Source organism: Pseudomonas sp. MS01C9, assembly GCF_058202755.1.
On sequence record NZ_CM177073.1, the window covers coordinates 2,464,212 to 2,486,057 of the forward strand.

Sequence of the window (21,846 nt, forward strand, 5' to 3'; positions counted from 1 at the left end):
TTACTCGACTTGCGACAGCTTGGCATCGTCGCAACCGGCAGCACGGCATTCGCGCTCGATCGCTTTGAGTATGACGATGCGTGCCTCGGTCTTCTCGTTGGCACAGTCCAGGTAGAGCAGGCCATCGTTGGAACAGGCGTTGTCACGAATCTTGATCCACTGGATTTGAGCCGCTTTCACTGTCTTCTTTTGATCCGGGTTCAGGGCACTCATGGTCTTTTTGTATTGATCATTGATTTCCTGATCCGACTGAACCATTTTCAGCGATGCGCAATATGTTCTGTCATAGGCGTTTCTAGGGTTATCGCAACTCATCGCAGATGCCGATGCTGATGCCATTGCCAGCAATGCCCCAACCAACAAAGACTTGATCACACACTTCTCTCCCTGAATGCCCTCTACTCATTAGAGGTTGCGGCGAAGAATTTAGCATGGGGCTCGTAGAACTATGAAGCAGATCCTGTGACGAGGAGACAGGTCATTTATGGCGAGCAAAAAAAACGGGCCTGCACTTCGATGCAGCCCCGTTTTTTCACCACCTGGTCAAATCAAAACGCCGGCAGAACCGCCCCTTTGTACTTCTCCAAGATGAAAGCCTTCACTTCCGGAGTGTGCAAGGCCGCCGCCAGCTTCTTCATCGCGTCGCTGTCCTTGTCTTCCTCGCGGGCCACCAGGATGTTCACATACGGCGAATCATTGCCTTCGATCACCAGGGCATCCTTGGAGGGATCGAGCTTGGCTTCCAATGCATAGTTGGTGTTGATCAAGGCCAGGTCCACCTGGGTCAGCACACGAGGAATGGTCGCGGCTTCCAGTTCACGGAACTTCAGATCCTTGGTGTTCTCGGTGATGTCTTTGGTTGTCGACAGGATATTGGCCGGATCGTTCAGCTTGATCACCCCAGCCTTAGCCAGCAGCAACAACGCACGGCCGCCGTTGGTGGCGTCGTTCGGGATCACCACGTTGGCGCCGCCTGGCAGTTCTGTAAGTGCCTTGTACTTGCTGGAGTACGCGCCCAGAGGCTCCAGGTGCACACCGGCCACGCTCACCAGGTGGGTGCCCTTGGCTTTGTTGAATTCATCCAGGTACGGCTGGTGCTGGAAGAAGTTGGCGTCCAGGCGCTTTTCCGCAACCTGCACGTTCGGCTGGATGTAGTCGGTGAAGACCTTGACCTTGAGGTCTACGCCTTCCTTGGCCAATGCCGGTTTGACGAATTCGAGGATTTCCGCGTGCGGGACCGGTGTGGCCGCGACGGTCAGGGTGTCGGCGGCATGGGCGGAAAAAGCTGCAGCGGCAGCAAAGGCAACCAGTAGTTTCTTCATTCAGCTAACTCCTTGTGAGGCGCCCGCTCTCGGCGCCTGCCAGCGAATGGCTGGCTCATGGTTTATTGGCGCGAGGCCTTATTTTCTAGAGAAATGCACAACCAGCTTGTCACCCACGGTTTGCAGCACCTGGACCAGCACCAGCAGCAACACCACCGTGACCACCATCACATCGGTCTGGAAACGCTGGTAACCGAAACGGATCGCCAGGTCGCCCAGACCACCGGCTCCCACCACACCGGCCATGGCCGTGTAGGAAACCAGCGTAATCGCTGTCACCGTAATTGCCGCAAAAATGCCCGGACGGGCTTCCGGCAGCAAGGCGTTGACGATGATCTGCCGGGTCGTCGCGCCCATGGCCTGGGTCGCTTCGATGATGCCGCGATCGACTTCGCGCAGGGCGGTTTCCACCAACCGTGCGAAGAACGGCGTTGCCCCTACCACCAGTGGCGGGATCGCCCCGGCCACGCCCAGGGAGGTGCCGGTGATCAATACGGTGAACGGAATCATCACGATCAGCAGGATGATGAACGGCAGCGAGCGCAGGATGTTCACGATCAACGACAGCAGCGCATACACACCGCGGGCCTCGAGCAGTTGCCGGGGGCTGCACAGGAACAGCAGCACGCCCAGTGGCAGGCCGAGCAATACGGTGAACAGCAACGAGCCGAACAGCATCAACAGGGTGTCGCCGGTCGCCAGCCAGATTTCCAGCCAGTCGATATTTGCAAAAAAAGCAGTCAACAGTTCCATCAGCGCAGCACCTCCATGTGGACATCGGCCGCGGTGAAGCGGGCAAATGCCGCCTCCAGGTCACCGCCGGTGATGGCGAGGGTCAATTGTCCGTAGGGGGTGTCTTTGATGCGGTCGATGCGGCCGGCCAGAATGCTGTAGTCCACGCCGGTTTCGCGGGCGACGGTGCCTAGCAATGGCGCGTAGGTCGCTTCGCCCTGGAACGTCAGACGCACGATGCGCCCCGGTACATGGGCGAAGTCGTCGCGCTGCTCGCTCTCGTCGATCTGCTCGTCTTCCTGGACGAAGCGCTTGGTAGTCGGATGCTTGGGGTGCAGGAAAACTTCGGCCACCGGCCCCTGCTCGACGATGACACCGGCGTCCATCACCGCGACTTCGTCGCAGACCCGGCGGATCACGTCCATTTCATGGGTGATCAGCACGATGGTCAGCTTCAGCTCGCGGTTGATTTCCGCCAGCAACTGCAGCACCGATGCCGTGGTTTGCGGATCCAACGCACTGGTCGCTTCGTCACACAGCAGGATCTTGGGCTTGGTGGCCAGGGCGCGGGCGATGCCGACGCGCTGCTTCTGGCCTCCAGACAACTGCGCCGGGTATTTCCTGGCGTGGTCGGACAGGCCCACCCGCGCCAGCAATTCGGCGACACGCTGGTCGATTTCGCTGCGGGACAATTCCCCGGCCAATGTCAGCGGCAAAGCCACATTGTCGGCCACGGTCTTGGATGCCAGCAGGTTGAAGTGCTGGAAAATCATCCCGACCTGTTGGCGGAACCGCCGCAGGCCGCTGGCGTCCAGGGCGGTGACTTCCTCGCCATCGACGATGATCTTGCCGCCGCTGGAGTCTTCCAGGCGATTGATCAGACGTAGCAGGGTACTTTTTCCCGCACCGGAGTGGCCGATCAGACCAAAGACCTGACCGTTCTCTATCGTCAGACTGGTCGGGTGCAGCGCGGGGATGTCCCTACCGGCGACGCGGTAGGTTTTATGGACGTTTTGAAACTCGATCACGTAGCGAACCTTGTGGGGCGCGTTGGAAAAGAATCAGCGGTTAGCCGGCCGCGCATTTTAGCCTGTCTGTATAGAGGGCATTAGCATTAATTTCACGGCGACGCTGCCTTTTGGCAATAAGGCGATGGAAGGTGGCCAGGCTGTGAGGGACCGTTGGGGCCGCATCCAGCCAGCGAATGATCCGAACTGACGCCCAAGGATATTTGGCAGGCTCCCGTCCCCCTGCGCTTTTCCAAATAATGAAAGTGTGTTGTTGAATATAACCACATAACCGGTTTCATTTTTGAGGCGCACTTCCAATTGCACGGGAAATGCAATCTGGTAGTTTACGGCCCGTCGCTGACAACGGCAGTAAAGTGCAACTAACACGTTGCTGATGGATAACTATTAAAGGGAATTAAATGTGAAAAGGCATAACGCTGTTTTTGCAGGATTGTTTGCGCTGAGCCTAACGGCCAGTGCAATGGCTGAAAGTTCTGTATTTTTTAACACGCTGATGACGTTCGGCCAACTTCCTGGCAAACATCCTGAGTCTTCTCAGTTCAAGGAAATGTCGATATCCAATCTGTCCAGGGAAGCGTTCAATGAACTGCTGGCCAATGACGCTTTTTCGTCCATGGCTTATCTGGACATTGCTGCGACAGGGCAAGACGAATCAGCGATCGAGAAAGCCACGGACATCTTTCGCTCGGGCAGGCCGGTATTGTTGAAAATGGGCAAGCAAACCCCTGAAGCCATGGAAAAAGTCGGCAGTATGTTTGGGATTTCCGGTGCGTTCGACTATGCCTTGTTCCATCGGGCGAACGGTTCCCAGATCAACGTCTACCGCCTGGAGGGCTATGAGGACGAGGCCATCCTGGATGCCGTGCGGCAGTTGATTACCCAGTTGCAGGTGCAGAGCAGGTCGTTGAAGGATGAAAGCGAGTTCATCGGGCTGCCAAAGTTGACTTACAACATCAACCTTCAGAGCCCGAGCCAGGAAATGACGTCCGTGGTGAATATCGATGTCATTCGCAGTGCGGAGCGTAGTCAGGACAAGAAATTCGTTTCCATAAAGACTTCACCGACCACTGTTCGCTCCATGAAAAACGGAATCACCATTGGCGGATCCGGGCCCGGTGGCACCGGAGAAAATCTATGGGGCGCCTACCTGCCCCATGCCTATCGGTTTACTCATCAGCTGAGCGCGCAACAGATTGTTCCGGTATTGGTCAACTCGGCACCCGCCAGTGATTCAAGAACCGAGTTCAAGTTCAGCGAAACTAAAACCAACGGGCTGGCCATCGGCGGAACATTGGGCAGCGAGTTTGGTGCGACGAAAGCGGAAAACATCACCTATGCCGCCAAGTCACCGTTCAATGTCAACTTCGGCCTCAACTATTCGCATTCCAAGTCGCTGAGTTATGACTTCAAGGATTACTCTCTGATCACTTCCCAGAATGGTTCGAAGCTGACCTGGAACGCGCCAATCGATCCCAAGCTCAAGGGCATCCTGGTGGATCGGTTTACCGCTGGCATGCCCATTCTGTCCGAAGAGCGCATGACGCCGATGATGCGCTCGGCGCCGTTGGAGTCCTACACATTGTGGGAATTGCCTGGCAACTACACAGGCCAGGCAACCGTCAGTATCGGCGGCGGTTACGACCTGAACCGTCGGGAATGGTGGTGGGACAGGACTCAGGTGCGATCTCGCCAGGTGACCGATCTCTACGAAGCCGCTGAACAGTACACGCTGGACTTGAACAGCCCGTTCCTGACTCGGGAGATGACCGTGCTGATTCGTTCTGCCGAGGGCGTTGGCAAGTGCATGGCCGAAGGGGCCGATGCTCATGTTTCCCTCCAATCATGCGCGGCCTCGAATGCCAGTCAGCTATGGGGCCTGGATTCCGAGAACCGTTACGTCAACAGGGCGTCGCAGCGATGCCTGAGTGTGCGCGAAACGGACGGCGCCCTGGTCACCCAGACCTGTGCCCTGGATAACCGCCAGCAATGGGAATGGCAGGCAGACCGTCTCCATTCGCTGTACAACCGTGACTGGCGCCTGTATTCCGAAAACAGCCGCCTGAAAGTCATTCCGGATGATTCCATGCACTTTCAGGACACGCCCAAGAACGTGTTCAACCCGTTGAACATTCCCTGGGCCAGCTATCCGCGAGCGCCGTCCTTGCACGATGTGATGCCTAACCACCTGGGCAATTCGCCGCAGATCAGCCCGGAATGGGTCGAGAGGTACCAAGGCGTGGACACCCGTCAGAGGTGGCGCATCGAAATCCTGCGAGATGGCATCTGATCCCCCCGCCCTCGCCCTGCCGCCCCATGCCCGGTATCGATCATGGGGCGGTTGGCGCCGTCCTTGAAAATCCGTGAGCGTTGCGATGGAACGGCTCGGACCCTCATCAGTCACTACATAAGCCATTGCAAAAGCCACTCCCAATGCCTGGATGCCACCGCCTGGCGCTAGCCCGTCTGGAGGCCTCTGTCTGGAAAGGACCGAAACGAGGAGTTATCTGATGAGTACCAACAAGCCACCGGTCAACAAGAGCCAACTGGCCGGGACCGACACCCTGGACCGCGGCAACACCAACGACAAGCTTGAAAGCCTGGAGCCGTTTCGTTCCGACGCTACCGAGCAGGCGCTGCGCACCAACCAGGGCGTGAAGATCGCCGACAACCAGAACACCCTCCGCGTCGGGGCCCGCGGGCCTTCGCTGCTGGAAGATTTCATCATGCGTGAAAAAATCACGCACTTTGACCATGAGCGTATCCCCGAGCGTATCGTTCACGCCCGCGGTACCGGTGCTCATGGCTATTTTCAAGCCTATGAGGCGCATTCAGCGCTGACCAAAGCGGGTTTCCTACAGGACCCGAGCAAGAAAACGCCGGTATTCGTGCGTTTTTCTACCGTCCAAGGGCCACGCGGCTCTGGCGACACGGTACGGGACGTACGGGGCTTCGCGGTGAAGTTTTTCACCGAAGAAGGCAATTTCGACCTGGTGGGCAATAACATGCCGGTGTTCTTCATTCAGGATGCGGTGAAGTTTCCTGACTTCGTCCACGCGGTGAAGCCCGAGCCCCACAACGAGATTCCCACCGGCGGTTCGGCCCACGATACCTTCTGGGACTTCGTCTCCCTGGTGCCCGAATCGGCCCACATGGTGATCTGGGCGATGTCCGACCGGGCCATCCCCAAAAGCCTGCGCACCATGCAGGGTTTCGGCGTGCATACCTTCCGCATGATCAACGCCGAGGGCAGGAGCAGTTTCGTCAAGTTCCATTGGCACCCAACGGCCGGCACCTGTTCGCTGGTCTGGGACGAAGCGCAGAAACTGGCCGGGAAAGATACGGACTATCACCGTCGCGATCTCTGGGAGTCGATCGAGATGGGGGACTACCCCGAATGGGAACTTGGCGTACAGATTGTCGCCGAGGAAGACGAACACAAGTTCGACTTCGACCTGCTCGACCCAACCAAGATCATCCCGGAAGAACTGGTACCCGTTACGCCGCTGGGCAAGATGGTGCTCAATCGCAACCCGGACAATTTCTTTGCCGAGGTCGAGCAAGTCGCGTTTTGCCCGGGGCACATCGTGCCGGGTATCGATTTCAGCAACGATCCGCTGCTGCAAGGCCGACTCTTTTCCTACACCGATACGCAAATCAGCCGACTCGGCGGACCGAATTTTCATGAGTTGCCCATCAACCGCGCCATCACGCCGGTGCACAACGGCCAGCGTGATGGCATGCACCGCACCACCATCGACAAGGGGCGTACGTCCTACGAGCCCAATTCCATCGATGGCGGGTGGCCCAAGGAAACCCCTTCCGGCCCGCAGGACGGCGGTTTCGAGAGCTACCCGGAACGCATCGATGCCTGCAAGATCCGCCAGCGCAGCGATTCGTTCGGCGATCACTTCTCCCAGGCACGGCTGTTCTATCGCAGCATGAGCGCCCACGAGCAGGAGCACATCATTGCGGCCTACAGCTTCGAGCTGGGCAAGGTGGAACGTGAGTTCATCAGGGCGCGGCAGGTCAACGAGATCCTTGCCAATATCGATCTGGAACTGGCCGCCCGGGTGGCGAAAAACCTCGGTCTGCCGGCACCGACCTGCGGCACCGTCGATGTACCTACCCCATCCCTGGAGAAATCCCCGGCCTTGAGCCAGGCGAACCTGCTCTCCGGCGACATCAAGACTCGCAAGGTTGCGGTATTGGTGGCCGACGGTGTCGATGGGACAATCATCGATGCGCTCAAACAGGAGCTTGAGGCCAACGGCGCCCATGCGAAGATTCTTGGACCGACCAGCGCGCCGGTCACCACCCTCGATGGGAAAACCCTGGCGGTGGATGCTTCCATGGAGGGGATGCCATCGATCGCCTTCGACGCGGTGTTCGTCCCGGGCGGAGCGCAATCGATCAAGGCCCTGAGCAGCGACGGCGTGGCCTTGCATTACATACTGGAAGCCTACAAGCACCTGAAGGCCATCGCCCTTAACGGCGAAGCCCGGCAATTGCTGGTGTTGTTGAAGCTGGAGGCGGATGCGGGGTTGATCGCGGATGTGGATGCCGGCAAGTTCAAGGCGTTCTTCGATGCGATTGCCCAGCATCGGGTGTGGGCGCGGGAGCCCAAGGCCAAGGCGATTCCGGCCTAAGCGCAAGCCTGGAGGACGCTATCGCGAGCCGGTTCGATCCCACAGTAATGCCATTTTTCTGTGGAGGCGAGCTGGCTTGCGATGCTGCTAGGGGTTACGCGGAGTCAGCACCACCTGCGCCGGCACACTGCGCAGGATCTGCTTCTGCACCTTCAAATCGAAGTCCGGATCGAGTTTCCTGACCCGCTTGGTCAGCAATGTCGCCAACCACGGGTAATCGTCGGTGCGCGGTGCCTGGATGCTGACGTCGCAATTGAAATTAACAGTATCGGCGGCAATGGCATCCAATTGCCGACGCATCTGCTGCATATCCCCGAGGTTAAGCGTCACCGTCGTGCTTGCGGCGCTGAGATCCAGCACCTTGGCCACCGGTTTGGCTTCGGCGGCCTTGAGGTCGGCCTCGGCTTTTTCCAGCTCGGCCTTGCGGGCCTCGGCGATCGCGCTGTTGACCTCACCGGTCAGGGCTGGCGCCTTGGGCATCAGCGCACGGGCACGGCTCAGGGCAGTGGCGGCGGCGTTTACGTCACCTTTTTGCAGATCGATCTGGCTGCGGCGCAGGTAGGCCTCGGCCAGTTGCCGTTGATAGGGTTCCAGCGCCGGATCCGCGGGGGTACCGGCCTGCAAGGCAGCCAATTGGTCTTCAGCGGTGGCCAGTTCGTTGCTGGCCAGGCTTTGTTCCAGCTGCGCGATGGCCGGACCCCGTGTATCGGGGGCCTGGGTCACCGGCGGCGAACTCTTGCATGCGCCCAGCAACAATGAAAATGCGACAAGGAGCAGATAACGGGAGGCGAACGGCTTCATTCCTGCGACTCTCTATTTGCGCAAAAAGCGAGCAAGTCTACACCCCTCGGCGGGGCAGGACAAAACTCAGCAGAAACAACGCGGCGGCGCTGACCACGATCGACGGGCCGGCCGGGGTGTCCTTGAACCACGACAGCGCCAGCCCGCCACACACCGCGAGCATGCCCAGCAGGCTGGCGCCCAGGGCCATTTGCTCCGGAGAGCGGGCGTGACGTTGGGCCGCGGCTGCCGGGATGATCAGTAGCGAGGTGATCAGCAGCACACCGACGATCTTCATCGCCACGGCGATCACCACCGCGATCAGCAGCATCAACGCCAGCCGCAGGCCCACCACGGGCAGGCCTTCGACCCGCGCCAGTTCCTCGTGCACAGTGACGGCCAGCAATGGACGCCAAAGTGCAACCAGCAACAACAGGACCGCGGCGCTGCCGCCCAGGATCCACGACAGGTCCATCGGGCTGATCGCCAGCAGGTCGCCGAACAGGTAGGCCATCAGGTCGACTCGCACGTCGTGCATGAAGCTCAGCACCACCAGTCCGAGGGACAGGGTACTGGGTGCGAGGATCCCCAGCAGCGTATCGGACGCCAGTGGCTGGCGCTGTTGCAAGGTCACCAGCACCACCGCCAGCAGCAGGCAGCCGACGGTCACCGCCACCGTGGGGCTGATATCCAGCAGGAACCCCAGGGCCACGCCGAGCAACGCCGCGTGGGACAGGGTATCGCCAAAATAGGCCATGCGGCGCCAGACCACGAACGAGCCCAGGGGACCGGCCACCAGCGCGAGGGCCAGGCCTGCGAGCAGGGCATACAACAGAAAATCAGCCATGCTTGCAGCCGTCTCCATGCACATGGGTAGAAGCGGAAGGATCCACGACCACCGAACCGTGCAGGTCGTGGGCGTGATCGTGATGGTGGTGGTAGATCGCCAGGCTGGGGGCGTTCTTGCCGAACAATTCGACGAACGCCGGGTCGCCGCTGACTTGCTCCGGATGCCCGGAACAGCAGACGTGACGATTGAGGCAGACCACCTGATCGGTGGTGCTCATGACCAGGTGAAGGTCATGGGACACCATCAGTACGCCGCAGCCATGACGGTTGCGCAGACGAGTGATCAGGCTGTACAGCTCGGCCTGGCCGGCCACATCGACGCCCTGCACCGGCTCGTCGAGTACCAGCAGCTCCGGTTCGCGCAGCAGGGCCCGGGCCAACAGCACACGCTGCATTTCACCACCGGAAATGCTCTGCACCGGGCTGTCGATGACCTGTTCGGCACCCACTTCATTGAGTGCCGCCAAGGCCCGCCCGCGATCCACGCCGGGCACCAGGCGCAGGAAGCGCAACACCGACAGCGGCAAGGTCGGGTCGACATGCAGCTTCTGCGGCATATAGCCGACCCGCAGCTTGGGCTTGCGCCAGACACTGCCGCTGTCCGGCTTGAGCAACCCCAGCACGGCGCGCACCAGGGTGGTCTTGCCGGCGCCGTTGGGGCCGATCAGGGTGACGATCTGTCCTGGTTCGACGCTCAGATGGATATTGTCCAGCACGCTCTGCCCGGCGAACGTCACGGCCACCTGCTCGAGGCGGATCAACGCGTTGCTCATCAGGCCTCCCGGCAACCGGAGCAGAGGCCGACCACTTCGACGGTCTGGCCATCGACCTGGAAGCCGACTTCCTCGGCGCTGGTCACGATGGCATCGCTGATGGACTTCTGCTCCAGCTCGATGGCGGTGTGACATTCGCGGCAGATCAGGAACTGGCCTTGGTGGGCGTGCTCCGGATGGTTGCAACCGATAAAGGCATTCAAGGAGGAGATGCGATGCACCAGGCCGTTTTCCAAGAGGAAATCCAGGGCTCGGTAAACCGTGGGTGGCGCGGCGCGACGGCCGTCCTGCTCGCTGAGTACCGCCAGGATGTCATAGGCACCCAGTGGCTTGTGGCTTTGCCAGACCAGTTCCAGCACGCGCCGACGCAAGGCGGTCAGGCGCAACCCTTGGCGTGCGCAGATGGCGTCGGCCTCGGACAGCGCGCTGTGCACGCAATGAGAGTGATCGTGGGGGCGACTGGCAAGGGGTGTAATAGGCATGGGCAGCGACGAGTTTAGTGAGAGACGTTATTATGTTACCCGTTCTCGCCTCATTGAGTGGTCATCGTGTCCCGACTTTTTTCGATCTTTGTCGCTTTTGTCGCAAGTTTTCTGCTGATCGGTCCAGCCCAGGCCGAAGTGAAAGTCCTTGCCAGCATCAAGCCGCTGCAGCTGATTGCCGCCGCGGTGCAGGACGGCGTGGCCGTCCCGGAGGTGCTGTTGCCGCCCGGTGCATCGCCCCACCACTACGCCTTGCGCCCATCCGACGTACGGAAAGTGCAATCAGTAGACCTGCTCTACTGGATCGGCCCGGACATGGAAGGTTTCCTGCCCCGTGTGCTGAACGGTCGTACGCTGCCCTCCGTGGCGGTGCAGGAACTGCCGGGCCTCAAGCTTCGGCACTTCGGCGAAGACAGCCATTCCCACGCCGAAGGCGATCATGACGACGAGCACGACCACGACCATCGCCCCGGCACGATCGATGCTCACTTGTGGCTTTCGCCGACCAATGCGCGGGTGATCGCCGCCAGGATGGCGGCGGACCTGAGCAGTGCCGATCCTGCCAATGCCGCCCGCTACCAGAGCAATCTCAAGGGATTCAACCAGCGTCTCGACGCCTTGGACGCCCGCCTGAAGTCGCGTCTGGCCGGTATCGCGGACAAGCCATATTTCGTCTTCCACGAAGCGTTCGACTATTTCGAGGACACTTACGGCCTCAAGCACGCCGGAGTCTTCGCCGTGGCCGCCGAGGTGCAGCCGGGGGCCCAGCATGTGGCGGCGATGCGCACGCGATTGCAGGCCGTGGGCAAGACCTGCGTGTTCAGCGAACCGCCTTTGCGCCCGCGCCTGGCTGAAACCCTGGTGGCCGGCTTGCCGGTGAAGTTGGCAGAACTGGACGCACTTGGCGGTTATACCCCGGCGACGGCACAGGGATACGAGCAACTGCTGGAGAAATTGGGGAATGATCTGGCGGGGTGCCTGGAGTCGCTATAACGTCGTCGATGCACAAACCTGTGACGAGGGGGTTTATCCCCGTTGGGCTGCGAAGCAGCCCATGCTTTCGATCTGAGGGACCGTGGCGGCAGATATTTCTTGGGGGCCGCTGCGCGCCCCAATGGGGATAAATCCCCTCGCCACAAGAGAAACCAGTTCGGCTTGTCTGCTGTTACAGGGCGAAGGGCAGCAACGTGCTGACCTTCTGCCGCTGCGCCAGGCGCTGCTGGAATTCCATCGGGTCGTGAATCAACACATCCTGCCCGGCAAACGATTCGGCGGCGATCAGTCGCGACAGCCAGAACCGCACGCACGCCACGCGCAGCATGGTCGGCCATAGCTGCGCCTCGGCGGCGGTGAAGGGCCGCAGAGCCGCGTAGGCCCCCAGCAGCGCCCGCGCCCGAGGGCCATCGAGCACGCCGTCGTCATCCGAGCACCAGTCATTCAAGGCAATGGCAACGTCATACAACATCGGCCCGGAGCAGGCGTTGTAGAAGTCGATCAGGCCAGTCAGGTGGGTGCCTTCGAACATTGCGTTGTCGCGGAACAGGTCCGCGTGGATGTTGGCCCTCGGCAATGCCAGGATGCCTGTTTTCTGCGCTGAAATTTCCGCCAGTGCTGCCTCAAGCAACCGACGCGGCTGCGCATCGAGATGTGACAGCAGTTTCGTGCCCTCTTCCTGCATCCAGTCCAGGCCACGATCGGTCTTGCGCTTGATCATGTTGTCCTTCGTGGCCACGTGCAGGTGCGCCAGCAGCTCGCCGACCTGGGCACAGTGCTGTGCGTTGGCCTGCTTGATGTGCTTGCCTGCCAGGCGGGGCTGCAGCAGCGCCGGCTTGCCGGCCAGCTCGCGCAGGGCGATGCCGTCGCTGGTGCGCAAGGCGTAGGGCACGGGCAGGTCGGCTTCGTGCAAAACGTCCAGCAGTTCGATGAAGAACGGCATCTCCTGCACCGGACCGCGCTCGACCAGGGTCAGGACGAATTCGCCCTGCTCCAGGCTGATGAAGAAATTGGTGTTTTCGCTGCCGGCGGCGATCCCCTGGAAATCAAGCAGGCGGCCGAGCCCATAAGGGGCAAGAAAGGTTTCCAGCTCGGGCCGAGCCAGGGGCGTGAACACAGACATGGTTAAAAACTGCCAGTACGGGCGCCCTTCAGTGGGCGCCGGTTGTTGAAGTCGGGAGCGGCATCACCACTCGAAGATTTTCCACGACGGAATCAGCATATCCGGCTGATCCGAGCGGATGAAGTTTGCATCACTGCCATCGGCACGCACCAGGAAATAAGGCTTGCCGTTCTTGGGCGTGACCTTGATCGCGTACAGAAAGCCGTTTTGCCGATACTCCTGGATCGTCTTGTCGCCTTCCGTGCGAATGGTCACGTCCGGGTCCGCCGAAGGTGCTTCGTCCGCCGCCATGATGGCCAGCGGTGTCATTGCAAACAAGCCAGCCAGTAACAGGCGATTTAGTGTACGCATGATAACCTTGTCCCTTTGTCGTCAACGGTCCCGCTATTCTAGCCCCGGACCCGCCGAAAAGGTTGATCCTGCTCATGAGCCAAGCCCCCCTCGTCCTGGTGGACGGTTCTTCTTATCTGTACCGCGCCTTTCATGCGCTGCCACCGCTGACCACGTCCAAAGGCCTGCCGACTGGCGCGGTCAAGGGCGTGTTGAACATGCTCAAGAGCCTGCGCAAGCAGTATCCGGACAGCCCGTTCGCCGTGGTGTTCGACGCCAAGGGTGGGACTTTTCGCGATGCGCTGTACGCCGAATACAAGGCTAACCGCCCGAGCATGCCCGACGACATGCGCGTGCAGATCGAGCCGCTGCATGCCAGCGTCAAGGCCCTGGGTTTCCCGCTGCTGTGCGTAGACAACGTCGAGGCCGATGACGTAATCGGCACCCTGGCCCGCAGCAGCGCCGCGGCCGATCGCCCGGTGGTGATCTCCACTGGCGACAAGGATATGGCGCAGTTGGTCGACGGGCACATTACCTTGGTCAATACCATGACCGGTAGCTCGCTGGACGTGGCTGGCGTGAAGGAGAAATTTGGTGTCGCTCCGGAGCAGATCATCGATTACCTGGCGTTGATGGGCGATTCCTCCGACAACATCCCCGGCGTGCCGGGTATCGGTCCGAAGACCGCGGCCGGCTTGCTGGTGGGCGTCAACGGCGGCCTCACCGAGCTGTATGCGCAACTGGATATCGTGCCCACGCTGCCGATACGAGGCGCCAAGACCCTGCCGGCCAAGCTCGAAGAGCACAAGGAAATGGCGTTTCTTTCCTACGAACTGGCCACCATCAAGACCGATGTCCCGCTGGATATCGGCCTCGACGACCTGCAGATGGGCGCACCGGATCACGAGAAGCTGGCTGAGCTGTATACGCTGCTGGAGTTCAAGAGCTGGTTCGAGGAAAACCAGCGTGACGCCAAGCGCGCCGGCCAGGAGATCGTCGAAATCGCTGACGAACAGCCCGCTGGCGCCGAAGCGAAGTACGAGGTCATTCTCGACCAGGCGCGTTTCGATGCCTGGCTGGCCAAGCTCGATCAGGCGCCGCTGTTCGCTTTCGTCACGCAAACCAATGGCGGCGACGCCCAGCAGGCGCAACTGGTGGGGCTGTCGTTTTCCGTCGCAGCCTTCGAAGCCGCCTACATCCCGCTGACCCACTCCTACATGGGCGTGCCCGAGCAACTGGACCGCGACACAGTGCTCAAGGCTCTCAAGCCGCTGTTGGAAAACCCGGACAAACCCAAGGTCGGCCAGCACGCCAAGTTCGAGACCAACATCCTGGCCAACTGTGCAATCGGTGGAGATCAGGGCAACGGCATCATGGTGCAGGGCATCGCGTTCGACACCATGCTCGAATCCTATGTACTGGATTCCACGGCGACCCGTCACGATATGGACAGCCTGGCGCTCAAGTACCTGGGGCAGAGCAAGACCGATCTCCAGGACATTGCCGGCAAAGGGGTCAAGCAGCTGAGCTTCGACCAGATCGCCCTGGAACTGGCCGGTCCCTACGCAGCCGAAGACGCGGACGTGACGTTCCGCCTGCATCAGGCCTTGCAGGAAAGACTGGTGGCGATCCCGAGCCTGAACAAGGTGCTCACTGAAATTGAAATGCCGCTGATGCCGGTCCTGGCGCGTATCGAACGTCAGGGGGCGCTGGTCGACGCCAACCTGCTGGGGGTGCAAAGCGTCGAATTGGGCGAGAAGCTGGTGGCCCTTGAGCGTGAGGCCTTTGCCATCGCTGGCGAGGAATTCAACCTGGGCTCGCCCAAGCAACTGGGCGTGATCCTGTACGAAAAACTCGGCTTGCCGGTGCTCAGCAAGACCGCCAAGGGCCAGGCGTCCACCGCCGAAGCGGTGCTGGCCGAGCTGGCGGAGCAGGATTATCCACTGCCCAAGGTGCTGATGCAGTACCGCTCCCTTAGCAAGCTAAAGAGCACCTACACCGATCGCCTGCCGGAGCAGATCAACAGTCGCACAGGCCGGGTCCATACCAATTATCAGCAGGCCGTCGCCGCGACCGGTCGTCTGTCGTCCATCGATCCGAACCTGCAGAACATCCCGATTCGCACGGCCGAAGGCCGACGCATCCGCCAGGCGTTCGTCGCGCCGAAAGGCTACAAGCTGCTGGCGGCGGACTATTCGCAAATCGAACTGCGGATCATGGCGCACCTGGCCAAGGACGAAGGGTTGCTTCACGCGTTTCGTAATGATCTGGACGTGCACCGGGCCACGGCCGCCGAGGTGTTCGGCGTCGACTTGGACGCGGTTACCCATGACCAGCGCCGTAGCGCCAAGGCGATCAACTTCGGCTTGATCTACGGCATGAGCGCGTTTGGCCTGGCCAAGCAGATCGGCGTCGATCGCAAGCAATCCCAGGCCTACATCGATCGTTATTTCGCCCGCTACCCAGGCGTACTGGCCTACATGGAGCGCACCCGCACCCAGGCCGCCGAGCAAGGCTTCGTCGAAACCATCTTCGGCCGCCGGCTGTACCTGCCGGACATCAACGCGAAGAACCCCGCGCTGCGCAAGGGCGCCGAGCGCACGGCGATCAACGCGCCGATGCAAGGCACGGCGGCCGATATCATCAAGAAAGCGATGGTGGCCGTGGATCGCTGGCTGACTGCCTCGGGGCTGGATGCCAAGGTCATCCTGCAGGTTCACGACGAACTGGTACTGGAGGTGCGCGAGGATCTGGTGGATCAAGTGCGCGAGGACATCCGCCGGCACATGAGTGCCGCCGCCACACTGGACGTACCGCTGCTGGTGGAAGTGGGCGTGGGGAACAACTGGGACGAGGCGCACTGAGCCCAGCAATCACCCCCTTGGCGAGGAGATTGATCCCCATTGGGCACAGCGGCCCCAAATCAGTGTTCCGCCACCGCCGGGCATGTCCCGCAGGCACCTGGGCTGCTCTGCAGCCCAACGGGATAAATCCCCTCGCCACGTGAGAATCCGGGTTAGTTCGGAAAATTCCTAAGGTTATTTCCAAAAATAATCTGAACTAAACCCGTGAATTGCTACTCAGAGATTCTGAATGGCTGGTGAAGCCCTTCAATGCTCCTATGTTGTGTTAAGTGTTGGCAGATATCTGGACCCCGCCCTAGCGGTCCGGAACTTGGACCCCGAACTTCCCCCTCCCCATACGAAGTCCGGGGTTTTTTTTGCCTGCGATTCGGCTATTCGGCCGTTTCGCTGCCCTTGTCCGCCAGTTCCATCCAGTTGGCCAGAACGCCGTAGGCTTCTTCCAGGCCCATGCGCTTGGGCGCCGAGAACAATTGGATCGTGATCGCCTCGCCCCAGCCCTTGCGGATCTGCGACTGCACCTTGAGCAAGGTGTTCTTTGCCGCGCCGTAGGTGAGTTTGTCGGCCTTGGTCAGCAGGATGTGCATCGGCATGCCGCTGGCAACGGCCCAATCGAGCATCAGGGTATCGAAGTCAGTCATCGGATGGCGGATATCCATCATCAGAATCAGGCCTTTGAGGCTCTCGCGGCTGCCCAGGTAGGCTTCCAGGTGGCGCTGCCAATGCTGCTTGAGGGGAATCGGTACTTTGGCATAGCCGTAGCCAGGCAGGTCGACCAAACGGCGTTCATCGTCTAGCTTGAAGAAGTTCAATAGCTGCGTGCGACCCGGCGTCTTGGAGGTTCGCGCCAGGCTGGCATGGGTCAGGGTGTTCAGCGCGCTGGATTTGCCAGCGTTGGAACGCCCGGCAAAAGCCACCTCGTAGCCTTCGTCGTCAGGGCATTGATCGACTTTGGCGGCGCTGAGCATGAAGGTGGACTGTTGGCACAGGCCAAGGATGGGGTTCTTCAGTTGCATGGGATTTCCGATGTGAGCGGCGTCGGGAATGGACGCGGCAAGCTGTGTCGTTTCCGTTTCAGTGACGCCAGTATATAATGCCGCAGATTTTGTGTGCGCTTTGTCCCAGCGTAGGATGAGGCTCACGAGAGCGATAGACTGAAGTTGCGCATCAGAACGCAGCTCGCTCTCAACCCTGAAAAGGTCGTTTTATGACGAAATGGCTGCTAGCTGCCGGTGTCCTGATACCGCTTTACAGCGCTCAGGCTACACAGGATCCGGAAGCTGTGTACAACCGTGTTTGTGGTGCCTGTCATTCCGGCCAACTCCCCATGGCACCCCGCAAGGGTGATCAGGAAGCTTGGACGCCGAGGTTGGCGAAAGGTATGGAGACGCTGGTGCAACACGTGACCCAGGGTTTCAAGGCGATGCCGCCGCGTGGTTTGTGCATGGACTGCAGTGCCGAGGATTACCGAGCCATCATCCAGTGGATGAGCGAGTGAACCCGGTCCATAACTCTTCAACCCTTAGCCGTAGTTGGATTAGCTGATGAACAAACTGATCGTGAGTCTGCTGTTGACCTTGGGGATATCCGGTATAGCCCATGCCGCTGGCGATGCCGCCGCCGGCCAGGCGAAAGCCGCCGTATGCGGAGCCTGCCATGGCCCGGATGGCAACAGCATGGCGCCTAACTTTCCGAAACTGGCGGGCCAGGGCGAGCGTTACCTGACCAAGCAGTTGAAGGACATCAAGGACGGCAAGCGTGTCGTGCTGGAAATGACCGGCCTGCTGAACAACCTGAGCGATCAGGACCTGGCGGACATCGCGGCTTATTTCGCCAGCCAGAAAGGTAGCGTGGGTGCTGCCGATCCAAAGCTCGTGGCACGGGGTGAAGCGCTGTTCCGTGGTGGCAACCTGAGCAAAGGTCTGCCAGCCTGCACTGGCTGCCACTCCCCTGACGGCAAGGGCAACGCCGCTGCCGGCTTCCCGCACCTGGGCGGCCAGCATGCCCAGTACGTGACCAAGCAATTGACCGATTTCCGCAAGGAAGAAGGCGGCCGCGCCAACGACGGCGATGCGATGACCATGCGCACCATCGCCCGCAAACTGAGCGACGAAGACATCGCGGCAGTAGCCAGCTACATCCAGGGCCTGCACTGAGTGCATTTTCCTGCGTTGCGAGGGCGCCTGGCCCTCGCAACGTTAACGCTCGATTAATCTGTCGATGCAAACATCAAAAGGGTGGCTTTGGCCGCCCTTTTTTGTGGCCGCTGCCGTTACACTACGAACTTGAACCCGCCACGGCCTGTCTGAAAAACACGCCTCGCGAGGCCACTTATTGTCCAGGAGTAAAGCATGCGTAATCTGATCATCAGCGCCGCGCTCGTCGTCGCCAGCCTGTTCGGCATGACTGCCCAAGCGGCTGAAAAGCCAGCCGCACCTTATGTCGAACTGGCCAACCCCGTTCCGGTGGCGGCGCCTGGCAAGATCGAAGTGGTGGAGCTGTTCTGGTATGGCTGCCCGCATTGCTACGCTTTCGAACCGGTGATCAACCCATGGGTCGAGAAACTGCCGTCTGACGTCAACTTCGTGCGTATCCCTGCCATGTTCGGCGGCCCCTGGGATGCCCACGGCCAGATGTTCCTGACCCTGGAATCCATGGGCGTCGAGCACAAGGTTCACGCCGCAGTGTTCAACGCGATCCAGAATGAAAAAAAGCGCCTGACCAATCCTGAGGAAATGGCCGAGTTCCTTGCCACACAAGGCGTCGACAAGGACAAGTTCCTGGCGACCTTCAATTCATTCGCCATCAAGGGTCAGATCGTCAAGGCCAAGGATCTGGCGAAGAAGTACGAGATCACCGGCGTACCGACCATGATCGTCAACGGCAAGTACCGCTTTGATATCGGCTCCGCTGGCGGTGCCGAACAAGCACTTCAACTGGCCGACCAACTGATCGCCAAAGAGCGAGCGGCCACCAAGGCTGCCGCCAACTAAGCGCGGCCCCACCCCCATGGCCCGCTGGAGCACCGAACGCATCGTTGGCCTGCATGAGCCGCGGGTCAACGAGCATCACATCGCGTCTACGGGCCTGCCCGCTGACAATCGTCTGCGGCTGCTCAGCTTCAATATCCAGGTGGGCATCAGCACCGAGCGCTACCGGCACTACCTGACCCGGGGCTGGCAGCATTTGCTGCCTCACACCGGACGGGCCGACAACCTGCAGAAGATCGGTGAGCTGCTCAAGGATTTCGACCTGGTGGCCCTGCAGGAGGCCGACGGCGGTAGCCTGCGCTCCGGCTACGTCAATCAGGTCGAACACCTCGCTCAACTGGGCGCCTTTCCTTATTGGTACCAGCAACTCAATCGCAATCTCGGTCGTCTCGGCCAACACAGCAACGGTGTGTTGAGTCGCCTGCGGCCCTGGGCCATCGAAGATCATCCGCTACCGGGGCCCAAGGGGCGCGGGGCGATCCTGGCGCGTTTCGGTGAAGGTCCGGAGGCGCTGGTGGTGGTGATGATGCACCTGGCCCTCGGGGCTCGGACCCGAACGATGCAATTGGCCTACATTCGTGAGTTGATCAGTGGCTACAAGCATCAGGTACTGATGGGCGACATGAATACCCATGCCAATGACCTGCTGCAGACCTCCCCCCTGCGCGACCTTGGCCTCCTCGCCCCGCAACTGGAAGCCACGTTCCCCAGTTGGCGCCCTCAGCGCTGCCTGGACCATATCCTGCTGAGCCCCACGTTGGCCCTCGAACGGTTCGAAGTGTTGGCTCAACCCATTTCCGATCACCTGCCGGTCGCGGTTGAAATTCGTCTGCCGGGTTCGCTCACGGCCGATGCCTTCCCTGCGCTGAGTCCTGCCCCTTGCGGATCCGATGAATGAGCGACGACGCCGAACGCTGGAGAGAGAAGTACCTCAGGAGCATCGAACAGCAGGAGAAGCTCGAACGACGCTGGAATGCCCGGCTCGACCTCTTGCGTCGTGGCCTGGTGCGCAGCACCCTGGCCGCTGAGGGCACGGACAGGGCTGTCGATCAATGCATGAAAGAAATGCGCGAAGTGGTACGCACCGATGAGATGGATGCTGCCCTTGCCGCTCTGTTGCCGCGCCTGGAAAAGGCCGTGCTGGAATCCGAGCAGCGCCGCGAGACCCGGATCGAACAGATGAGCACGGCCCTGACGGCCCTGGTCGCTCAGCTGCAGAGCCTGCCGTTGCCGAAGGAAGTCAGTCGGCCGCTGAAGAAGTTTTCCAAACACCTGGAGGCACGAGTCGGCCAGGCTCGGGAGATTCCGCTGCTGCTCAGTGAACTGAGTGGTTTGCAGGGCAAGGCCTTGAGCGTGCTGGAGACTCCCGCTGAAGCTCATCGCCCTGGGCTGTTGCAGCGGTTGTTTGGTGGCCACGGCCAGGAAGACGCCCCACCCCAGGCCCATGAGCCTGCCACGAGCGCCGCCGAACCCGCCTCCGAGGCTGCGCCAGCGACGCTGGTGTCGCCGCCCGTGGAGCCCGTGCCCGTCCCTCTGGCGGCGCAGCCGGTACGGCCCGTCGACGAAACCGTGGAACCGGCCGCTTTCATCCCGCCGATGCCTGAGTCCACTCCGGTCCCTGTAGCCGACGTTTCGCATCCGATGACCGAGCCGGTCGCGCCGGCTCCGGTCCAGACGCAAGATCCGGTGCCCGCCCCGGCGTCGTCGAACCCCGATGAGCTGGTCTGCGAGGTGCCTCTGGAAGCCGGGCAGCAGCCATCAGCCGCGGGAGCCGATGAGCCGGAAATCGTCGAGTCGTTGCCCGTCGATCCGGAAGATTCCCACTATGCCTTGCCCGATTCGCCGGAGCCTTCCTACAGCTCAGTGGCCAAGCATATCGAAGACACACTGTTGGGCCTGCTGGGTGACCTGACCCTGCCCGAACGTCATCGCCCGCAGGCCGAGGCGATGGGAGAGCGGCTGCGAAATGGCCTGAACTGGTATGAGTTGCTACCGATCCTCGATGATTTCGCCACGCTCATGCTGGCCATCACCGACAGCGGGCAGCATGAATTCGAAGCCTATCTGCAGCGCCTCAATGATCGATTGGAATCATTCCAGAGCAGCCTGCGAGCCGCCAGTGAAGGCCATGCCGACAATCTTTGCGCTTCCAGGGAAATGGACACCCAGATTCGCGAGCAGGTCGATGGCTTGCAAAGCAGCATGCAGGAAGCCGATGACCTGGAGGGCCTCAAGCAAGTGCTGGAGAACCATCTCGAAGGCTTGCTCGGTACGATGGACCAGCACCGCATGCAACGGGACCTGCGCGAGCAGGAAGTTTCCGAGCGCCTCAAGAGCCTGGCCGAGCGGGTCGCGATCATGGAGCAGGAAGCCCAGGTCGTCCGCGAGAATCTTGAAGAGCAGCGGCAAAAGGCCCTGATCGATCCCCTCACCGGGCTGCCCAATCGCGCCGCGTGGAGCGAACGTCTCGAGCATGAAGTCGCCAAATGGCAACGGCAAGGCAACAGCCTGCTGCTGGCCATGCTCGATCTCGATCACTTCAAGCGCATCAATGACAACTATGGCCATCTGGCGGGCGACAGGGTGTTGAAAATCATCGCTACGGTGTTGCGTAAACGCCTGCGTGGCAGCGACTTCATTGCCCGTTTCGGCGGCGAAGAGTTCGTCCTGATGGTGCCGGACACACCGTTGGCGGCTGGCGCGAAGCTGGCCGAGAAACTGCGGGCCGCCATCGAAGCCTGCCCGTTCCATTTCAAGGGCGAGCCGGTCACGATTACGGTCTCCATGGGCCTGACCGCATTCAGGGCGGGAGAAAGCAGTGATCAGGTGCTCAAAAGAGCCGATCAGGCGCTTTACCGAGCAAAAACTGCCGGGCGTAACCGGGTGGAGCTGGGCTGAGTCAATTGTTCCAATTTGTTTAATATCCGGAGGCGG

20 protein-coding genes are annotated in these 21,846 nt (G+C 60.6%); 9 read left to right on the forward strand and 11 right to left on the reverse strand.

The genetic code is table 11. From position 1 onward, the window contains the following. From AC1M7R_RS11335 to AC1M7R_RS11350, 4 genes are all read right to left on the reverse strand, one after another. Positions 1 to 375 (reverse strand): lysozyme inhibitor LprI family protein, encoded by a 375-nt coding sequence (locus AC1M7R_RS11335; RefSeq protein WP_083526393.1) that lies wholly within the window; start codon positions 373 to 375, stop codon positions 1 to 3. A 173-nt stretch (positions 376 to 548) separates the two neighbouring features. Beyond that, entirely contained in the window at positions 549 to 1,322 is a 774-nt protein-coding gene (locus AC1M7R_RS11340; protein ID WP_072398304.1) for a MetQ/NlpA family ABC transporter substrate-binding protein, read from the reverse strand. A gap of 78 nt (positions 1,323 to 1,400) precedes the next feature. Beyond that, on the reverse strand, positions 1,401 to 2,075 hold the full coding sequence (locus AC1M7R_RS11345; protein WP_072398303.1) for a methionine ABC transporter permease: 675 nt from the start codon (positions 2,073 to 2,075) through the stop codon (positions 1,401 to 1,403). Beyond that, positions 2,075 to 3,082, reverse strand: a complete 1,008-nt coding sequence (locus tag AC1M7R_RS11350) for a methionine ABC transporter ATP-binding protein (RefSeq protein ID WP_072398302.1) — start codon at positions 3,080 to 3,082, stop codon at positions 2,075 to 2,077. Before AC1M7R_RS11350 ends, AC1M7R_RS11345 begins: the two co-directional genes overlap by 1 nt. Positions 3,083 to 3,485: 403 nt before the next feature. Between AC1M7R_RS11350 and AC1M7R_RS11355 the strand changes: the two genes are divergently transcribed. Together AC1M7R_RS11355 and katE are read left to right on the forward strand one after the other, a co-directional pair. After that, positions 3,486 to 5,372: an RICIN domain-containing protein gene (locus AC1M7R_RS11355; protein ID WP_341965558.1), complete on the forward strand. Its 1,887-nt coding sequence runs from the start codon at positions 3,486 to 3,488 to the stop codon at positions 5,370 to 5,372. Between the two features lie 220 nt (positions 5,373 to 5,592). After that, positions 5,593 to 7,731, forward strand: a complete 2,139-nt coding sequence (gene katE, locus AC1M7R_RS11360) for a catalase HPII (protein ID WP_076405860.1) — start codon at positions 5,593 to 5,595, stop codon at positions 7,729 to 7,731. An 87-nt stretch (positions 7,732 to 7,818) separates the two neighbouring features. Here the strand turns inward: katE and AC1M7R_RS11365 are convergent, their stop codons facing one another. From AC1M7R_RS11365 to zur, 4 genes are read right to left on the reverse strand one after another with little or no spacing between them, the layout of a single operon-like run. Continuing rightward, entirely contained in the window at positions 7,819 to 8,532 is a 714-nt protein-coding gene (locus AC1M7R_RS11365; RefSeq protein WP_072398299.1) for a PA5502 family lipoprotein, read from the reverse strand. Positions 8,533 to 8,569: 37 nt separating this feature from the next. Further along, positions 8,570 to 9,358 carry a zinc ABC transporter permease subunit ZnuB gene (gene znuB / locus AC1M7R_RS11370; protein WP_072431304.1) on the reverse strand — a complete coding sequence of 263 codons (789 nt, stop codon included), beginning with the start codon at positions 9,356 to 9,358 and terminating at the stop codon, positions 8,570 to 8,572. Next, a complete protein-coding gene (gene znuC / locus AC1M7R_RS11375; RefSeq protein ID WP_072398297.1) occupies positions 9,351 to 10,133 on the reverse strand; it encodes a zinc ABC transporter ATP-binding protein ZnuC in 783 nt (260 codons plus the stop codon). The genes znuB and znuC overlap by 8 nt, the downstream gene beginning before the upstream one ends. Continuing rightward, positions 10,133 to 10,615 carry a zinc uptake transcriptional repressor Zur gene (zur, locus tag AC1M7R_RS11380; protein WP_076405858.1) on the reverse strand — a complete coding sequence of 161 codons (483 nt, stop codon included), beginning with the start codon at positions 10,613 to 10,615 and terminating at the stop codon, positions 10,133 to 10,135. The genes znuC and zur overlap by 1 nt, the downstream gene beginning before the upstream one ends. 66 nt (positions 10,616 to 10,681) lie before the next feature. Between zur and AC1M7R_RS11385 the strand changes: the two genes are divergently transcribed. Continuing rightward, positions 10,682 to 11,608 carry a zinc ABC transporter substrate-binding protein ZnuA gene (locus AC1M7R_RS11385; protein ID WP_072398295.1) on the forward strand — a complete coding sequence of 309 codons (927 nt, stop codon included), beginning with the start codon at positions 10,682 to 10,684 and terminating at the stop codon, positions 11,606 to 11,608. Between the two features lie 172 nt (positions 11,609 to 11,780). On the opposite strand, the gene AC1M7R_RS11390 is transcribed toward AC1M7R_RS11385, so the two are convergent. Further along, positions 11,781 to 12,731: a homoserine kinase gene (locus AC1M7R_RS11390; protein ID WP_072398294.1), complete on the reverse strand. Its 951-nt coding sequence runs from the start codon at positions 12,729 to 12,731 to the stop codon at positions 11,781 to 11,783. Between the two features lie 63 nt (positions 12,732 to 12,794). After that, positions 12,795 to 13,082 (reverse strand): DUF2782 domain-containing protein, encoded by a 288-nt coding sequence (locus tag AC1M7R_RS11395; protein ID WP_072398293.1) that lies wholly within the window; start codon positions 13,080 to 13,082, stop codon positions 12,795 to 12,797. A gap of 74 nt (positions 13,083 to 13,156) precedes the next feature. Between AC1M7R_RS11395 and polA the strand changes: the two genes are divergently transcribed. Continuing rightward, on the forward strand, positions 13,157 to 15,925 hold the full coding sequence (polA, locus tag AC1M7R_RS11400; protein ID WP_092180523.1) for a DNA polymerase I: 2,769 nt from the start codon (positions 13,157 to 13,159) through the stop codon (positions 15,923 to 15,925). 371 nt (positions 15,926 to 16,296) lie between these two features. On the opposite strand, the gene yihA is transcribed toward polA, so the two are convergent. Beyond that, positions 16,297 to 16,938: a ribosome biogenesis GTP-binding protein YihA/YsxC gene (yihA, locus tag AC1M7R_RS11405; RefSeq protein WP_072398291.1), complete on the reverse strand. Its 642-nt coding sequence runs from the start codon at positions 16,936 to 16,938 to the stop codon at positions 16,297 to 16,299. A 191-nt stretch (positions 16,939 to 17,129) separates the two neighbouring features. On the opposite strand from yihA, the gene AC1M7R_RS11410 reads away from it, so the two are divergent. From AC1M7R_RS11410 to AC1M7R_RS11430, 5 genes are all read left to right on the forward strand, one after another. Next, positions 17,130 to 17,420 carry a c-type cytochrome gene (locus AC1M7R_RS11410; protein ID WP_072398290.1) on the forward strand — a complete coding sequence of 97 codons (291 nt, stop codon included), beginning with the start codon at positions 17,130 to 17,132 and terminating at the stop codon, positions 17,418 to 17,420. A gap of 46 nt (positions 17,421 to 17,466) precedes the next feature. Next, on the forward strand, positions 17,467 to 18,078 hold the full coding sequence (locus AC1M7R_RS11415) for a c-type cytochrome (protein ID WP_072398289.1): 612 nt from the start codon (positions 17,467 to 17,469) through the stop codon (positions 18,076 to 18,078). 195 nt (positions 18,079 to 18,273) lie between these two features. Beyond that, on the forward strand, positions 18,274 to 18,915 hold the full coding sequence (locus tag AC1M7R_RS11420) for a thiol:disulfide interchange protein DsbA/DsbL (protein ID WP_072398287.1): 642 nt from the start codon (positions 18,274 to 18,276) through the stop codon (positions 18,913 to 18,915). A 16-nt stretch (positions 18,916 to 18,931) separates the two neighbouring features. After that, positions 18,932 to 19,810 (forward strand): endonuclease/exonuclease/phosphatase family protein, encoded by an 879-nt coding sequence (locus AC1M7R_RS11425; protein WP_072398286.1) that lies wholly within the window; start codon positions 18,932 to 18,934, stop codon positions 19,808 to 19,810. Continuing rightward, positions 19,807 to 21,810 (forward strand): diguanylate cyclase, encoded by a 2,004-nt coding sequence (locus AC1M7R_RS11430; RefSeq protein ID WP_490610410.1) that lies wholly within the window; start codon positions 19,807 to 19,809, stop codon positions 21,808 to 21,810. Before AC1M7R_RS11425 ends, AC1M7R_RS11430 begins: the two co-directional genes overlap by 4 nt. Positions 21,811 to 21,846: the final 36 nt, after the last annotated feature.

Bases quoted from the DNA above. Each gene is read 5' to 3' on its own strand.
- AC1M7R_RS11340 (WP_072398304.1), bottom strand. From the start codon at position 1,322: ATGAAGAAACTACTGGTTGCCTTTGCTGCCGCTGCAGCTTTTTCCGCC.
- AC1M7R_RS11345 (WP_072398303.1), bottom strand. From the start codon at position 2,075: ATGGAACTGTTGACTGCTTTTTTTGCAAATATCGACTGGCTGGAAATC.
- katE (WP_076405860.1), top strand. From the start codon at position 5,593: ATGAGTACCAACAAGCCACCGGTCAACAAGAGCCAACTGGCCGGGACC.
- AC1M7R_RS11365 (WP_072398299.1), bottom strand. From the start codon at position 8,532: ATGAAGCCGTTCGCCTCCCGTTATCTGCTCCTTGTCGCATTTTCATTG.
- znuB (WP_072431304.1), bottom strand. From the start codon at position 9,358: ATGGCTGATTTTCTGTTGTATGCCCTGCTCGCAGGCCTGGCCCTCGCG.
- znuC (WP_072398297.1), bottom strand. From the start codon at position 10,133: ATGAGCAACGCGTTGATCCGCCTCGAGCAGGTGGCCGTGACGTTCGCC.
- zur (WP_076405858.1), bottom strand. From the start codon at position 10,615: ATGCCTATTACACCCCTTGCCAGTCGCCCCCACGATCACTCTCATTGC.
- AC1M7R_RS11390 (WP_072398294.1), bottom strand. From the start codon at position 12,731: ATGTCTGTGTTCACGCCCCTGGCTCGGCCCGAGCTGGAAACCTTTCTT.
- AC1M7R_RS11395 (WP_072398293.1), bottom strand. From the start codon at position 13,082: ATGCGTACACTAAATCGCCTGTTACTGGCTGGCTTGTTTGCAATGACA.
- polA (WP_092180523.1), top strand. From the start codon at position 13,157: ATGAGCCAAGCCCCCCTCGTCCTGGTGGACGGTTCTTCTTATCTGTAC.
- yihA (WP_072398291.1), bottom strand. From the start codon at position 16,938: ATGCAACTGAAGAACCCCATCCTTGGCCTGTGCCAACAGTCCACCTTC.
- AC1M7R_RS11410 (WP_072398290.1), top strand. From the start codon at position 17,130: ATGACGAAATGGCTGCTAGCTGCCGGTGTCCTGATACCGCTTTACAGC.
- AC1M7R_RS11415 (WP_072398289.1), top strand. From the start codon at position 17,467: ATGAACAAACTGATCGTGAGTCTGCTGTTGACCTTGGGGATATCCGGT.
- AC1M7R_RS11420 (WP_072398287.1), top strand. From the start codon at position 18,274: ATGCGTAATCTGATCATCAGCGCCGCGCTCGTCGTCGCCAGCCTGTTC.
- AC1M7R_RS11425 (WP_072398286.1), top strand. From the start codon at position 18,932: ATGGCCCGCTGGAGCACCGAACGCATCGTTGGCCTGCATGAGCCGCGG.
- AC1M7R_RS11430 (WP_490610410.1), top strand. From the start codon at position 19,807: ATGAGCGACGACGCCGAACGCTGGAGAGAGAAGTACCTCAGGAGCATC.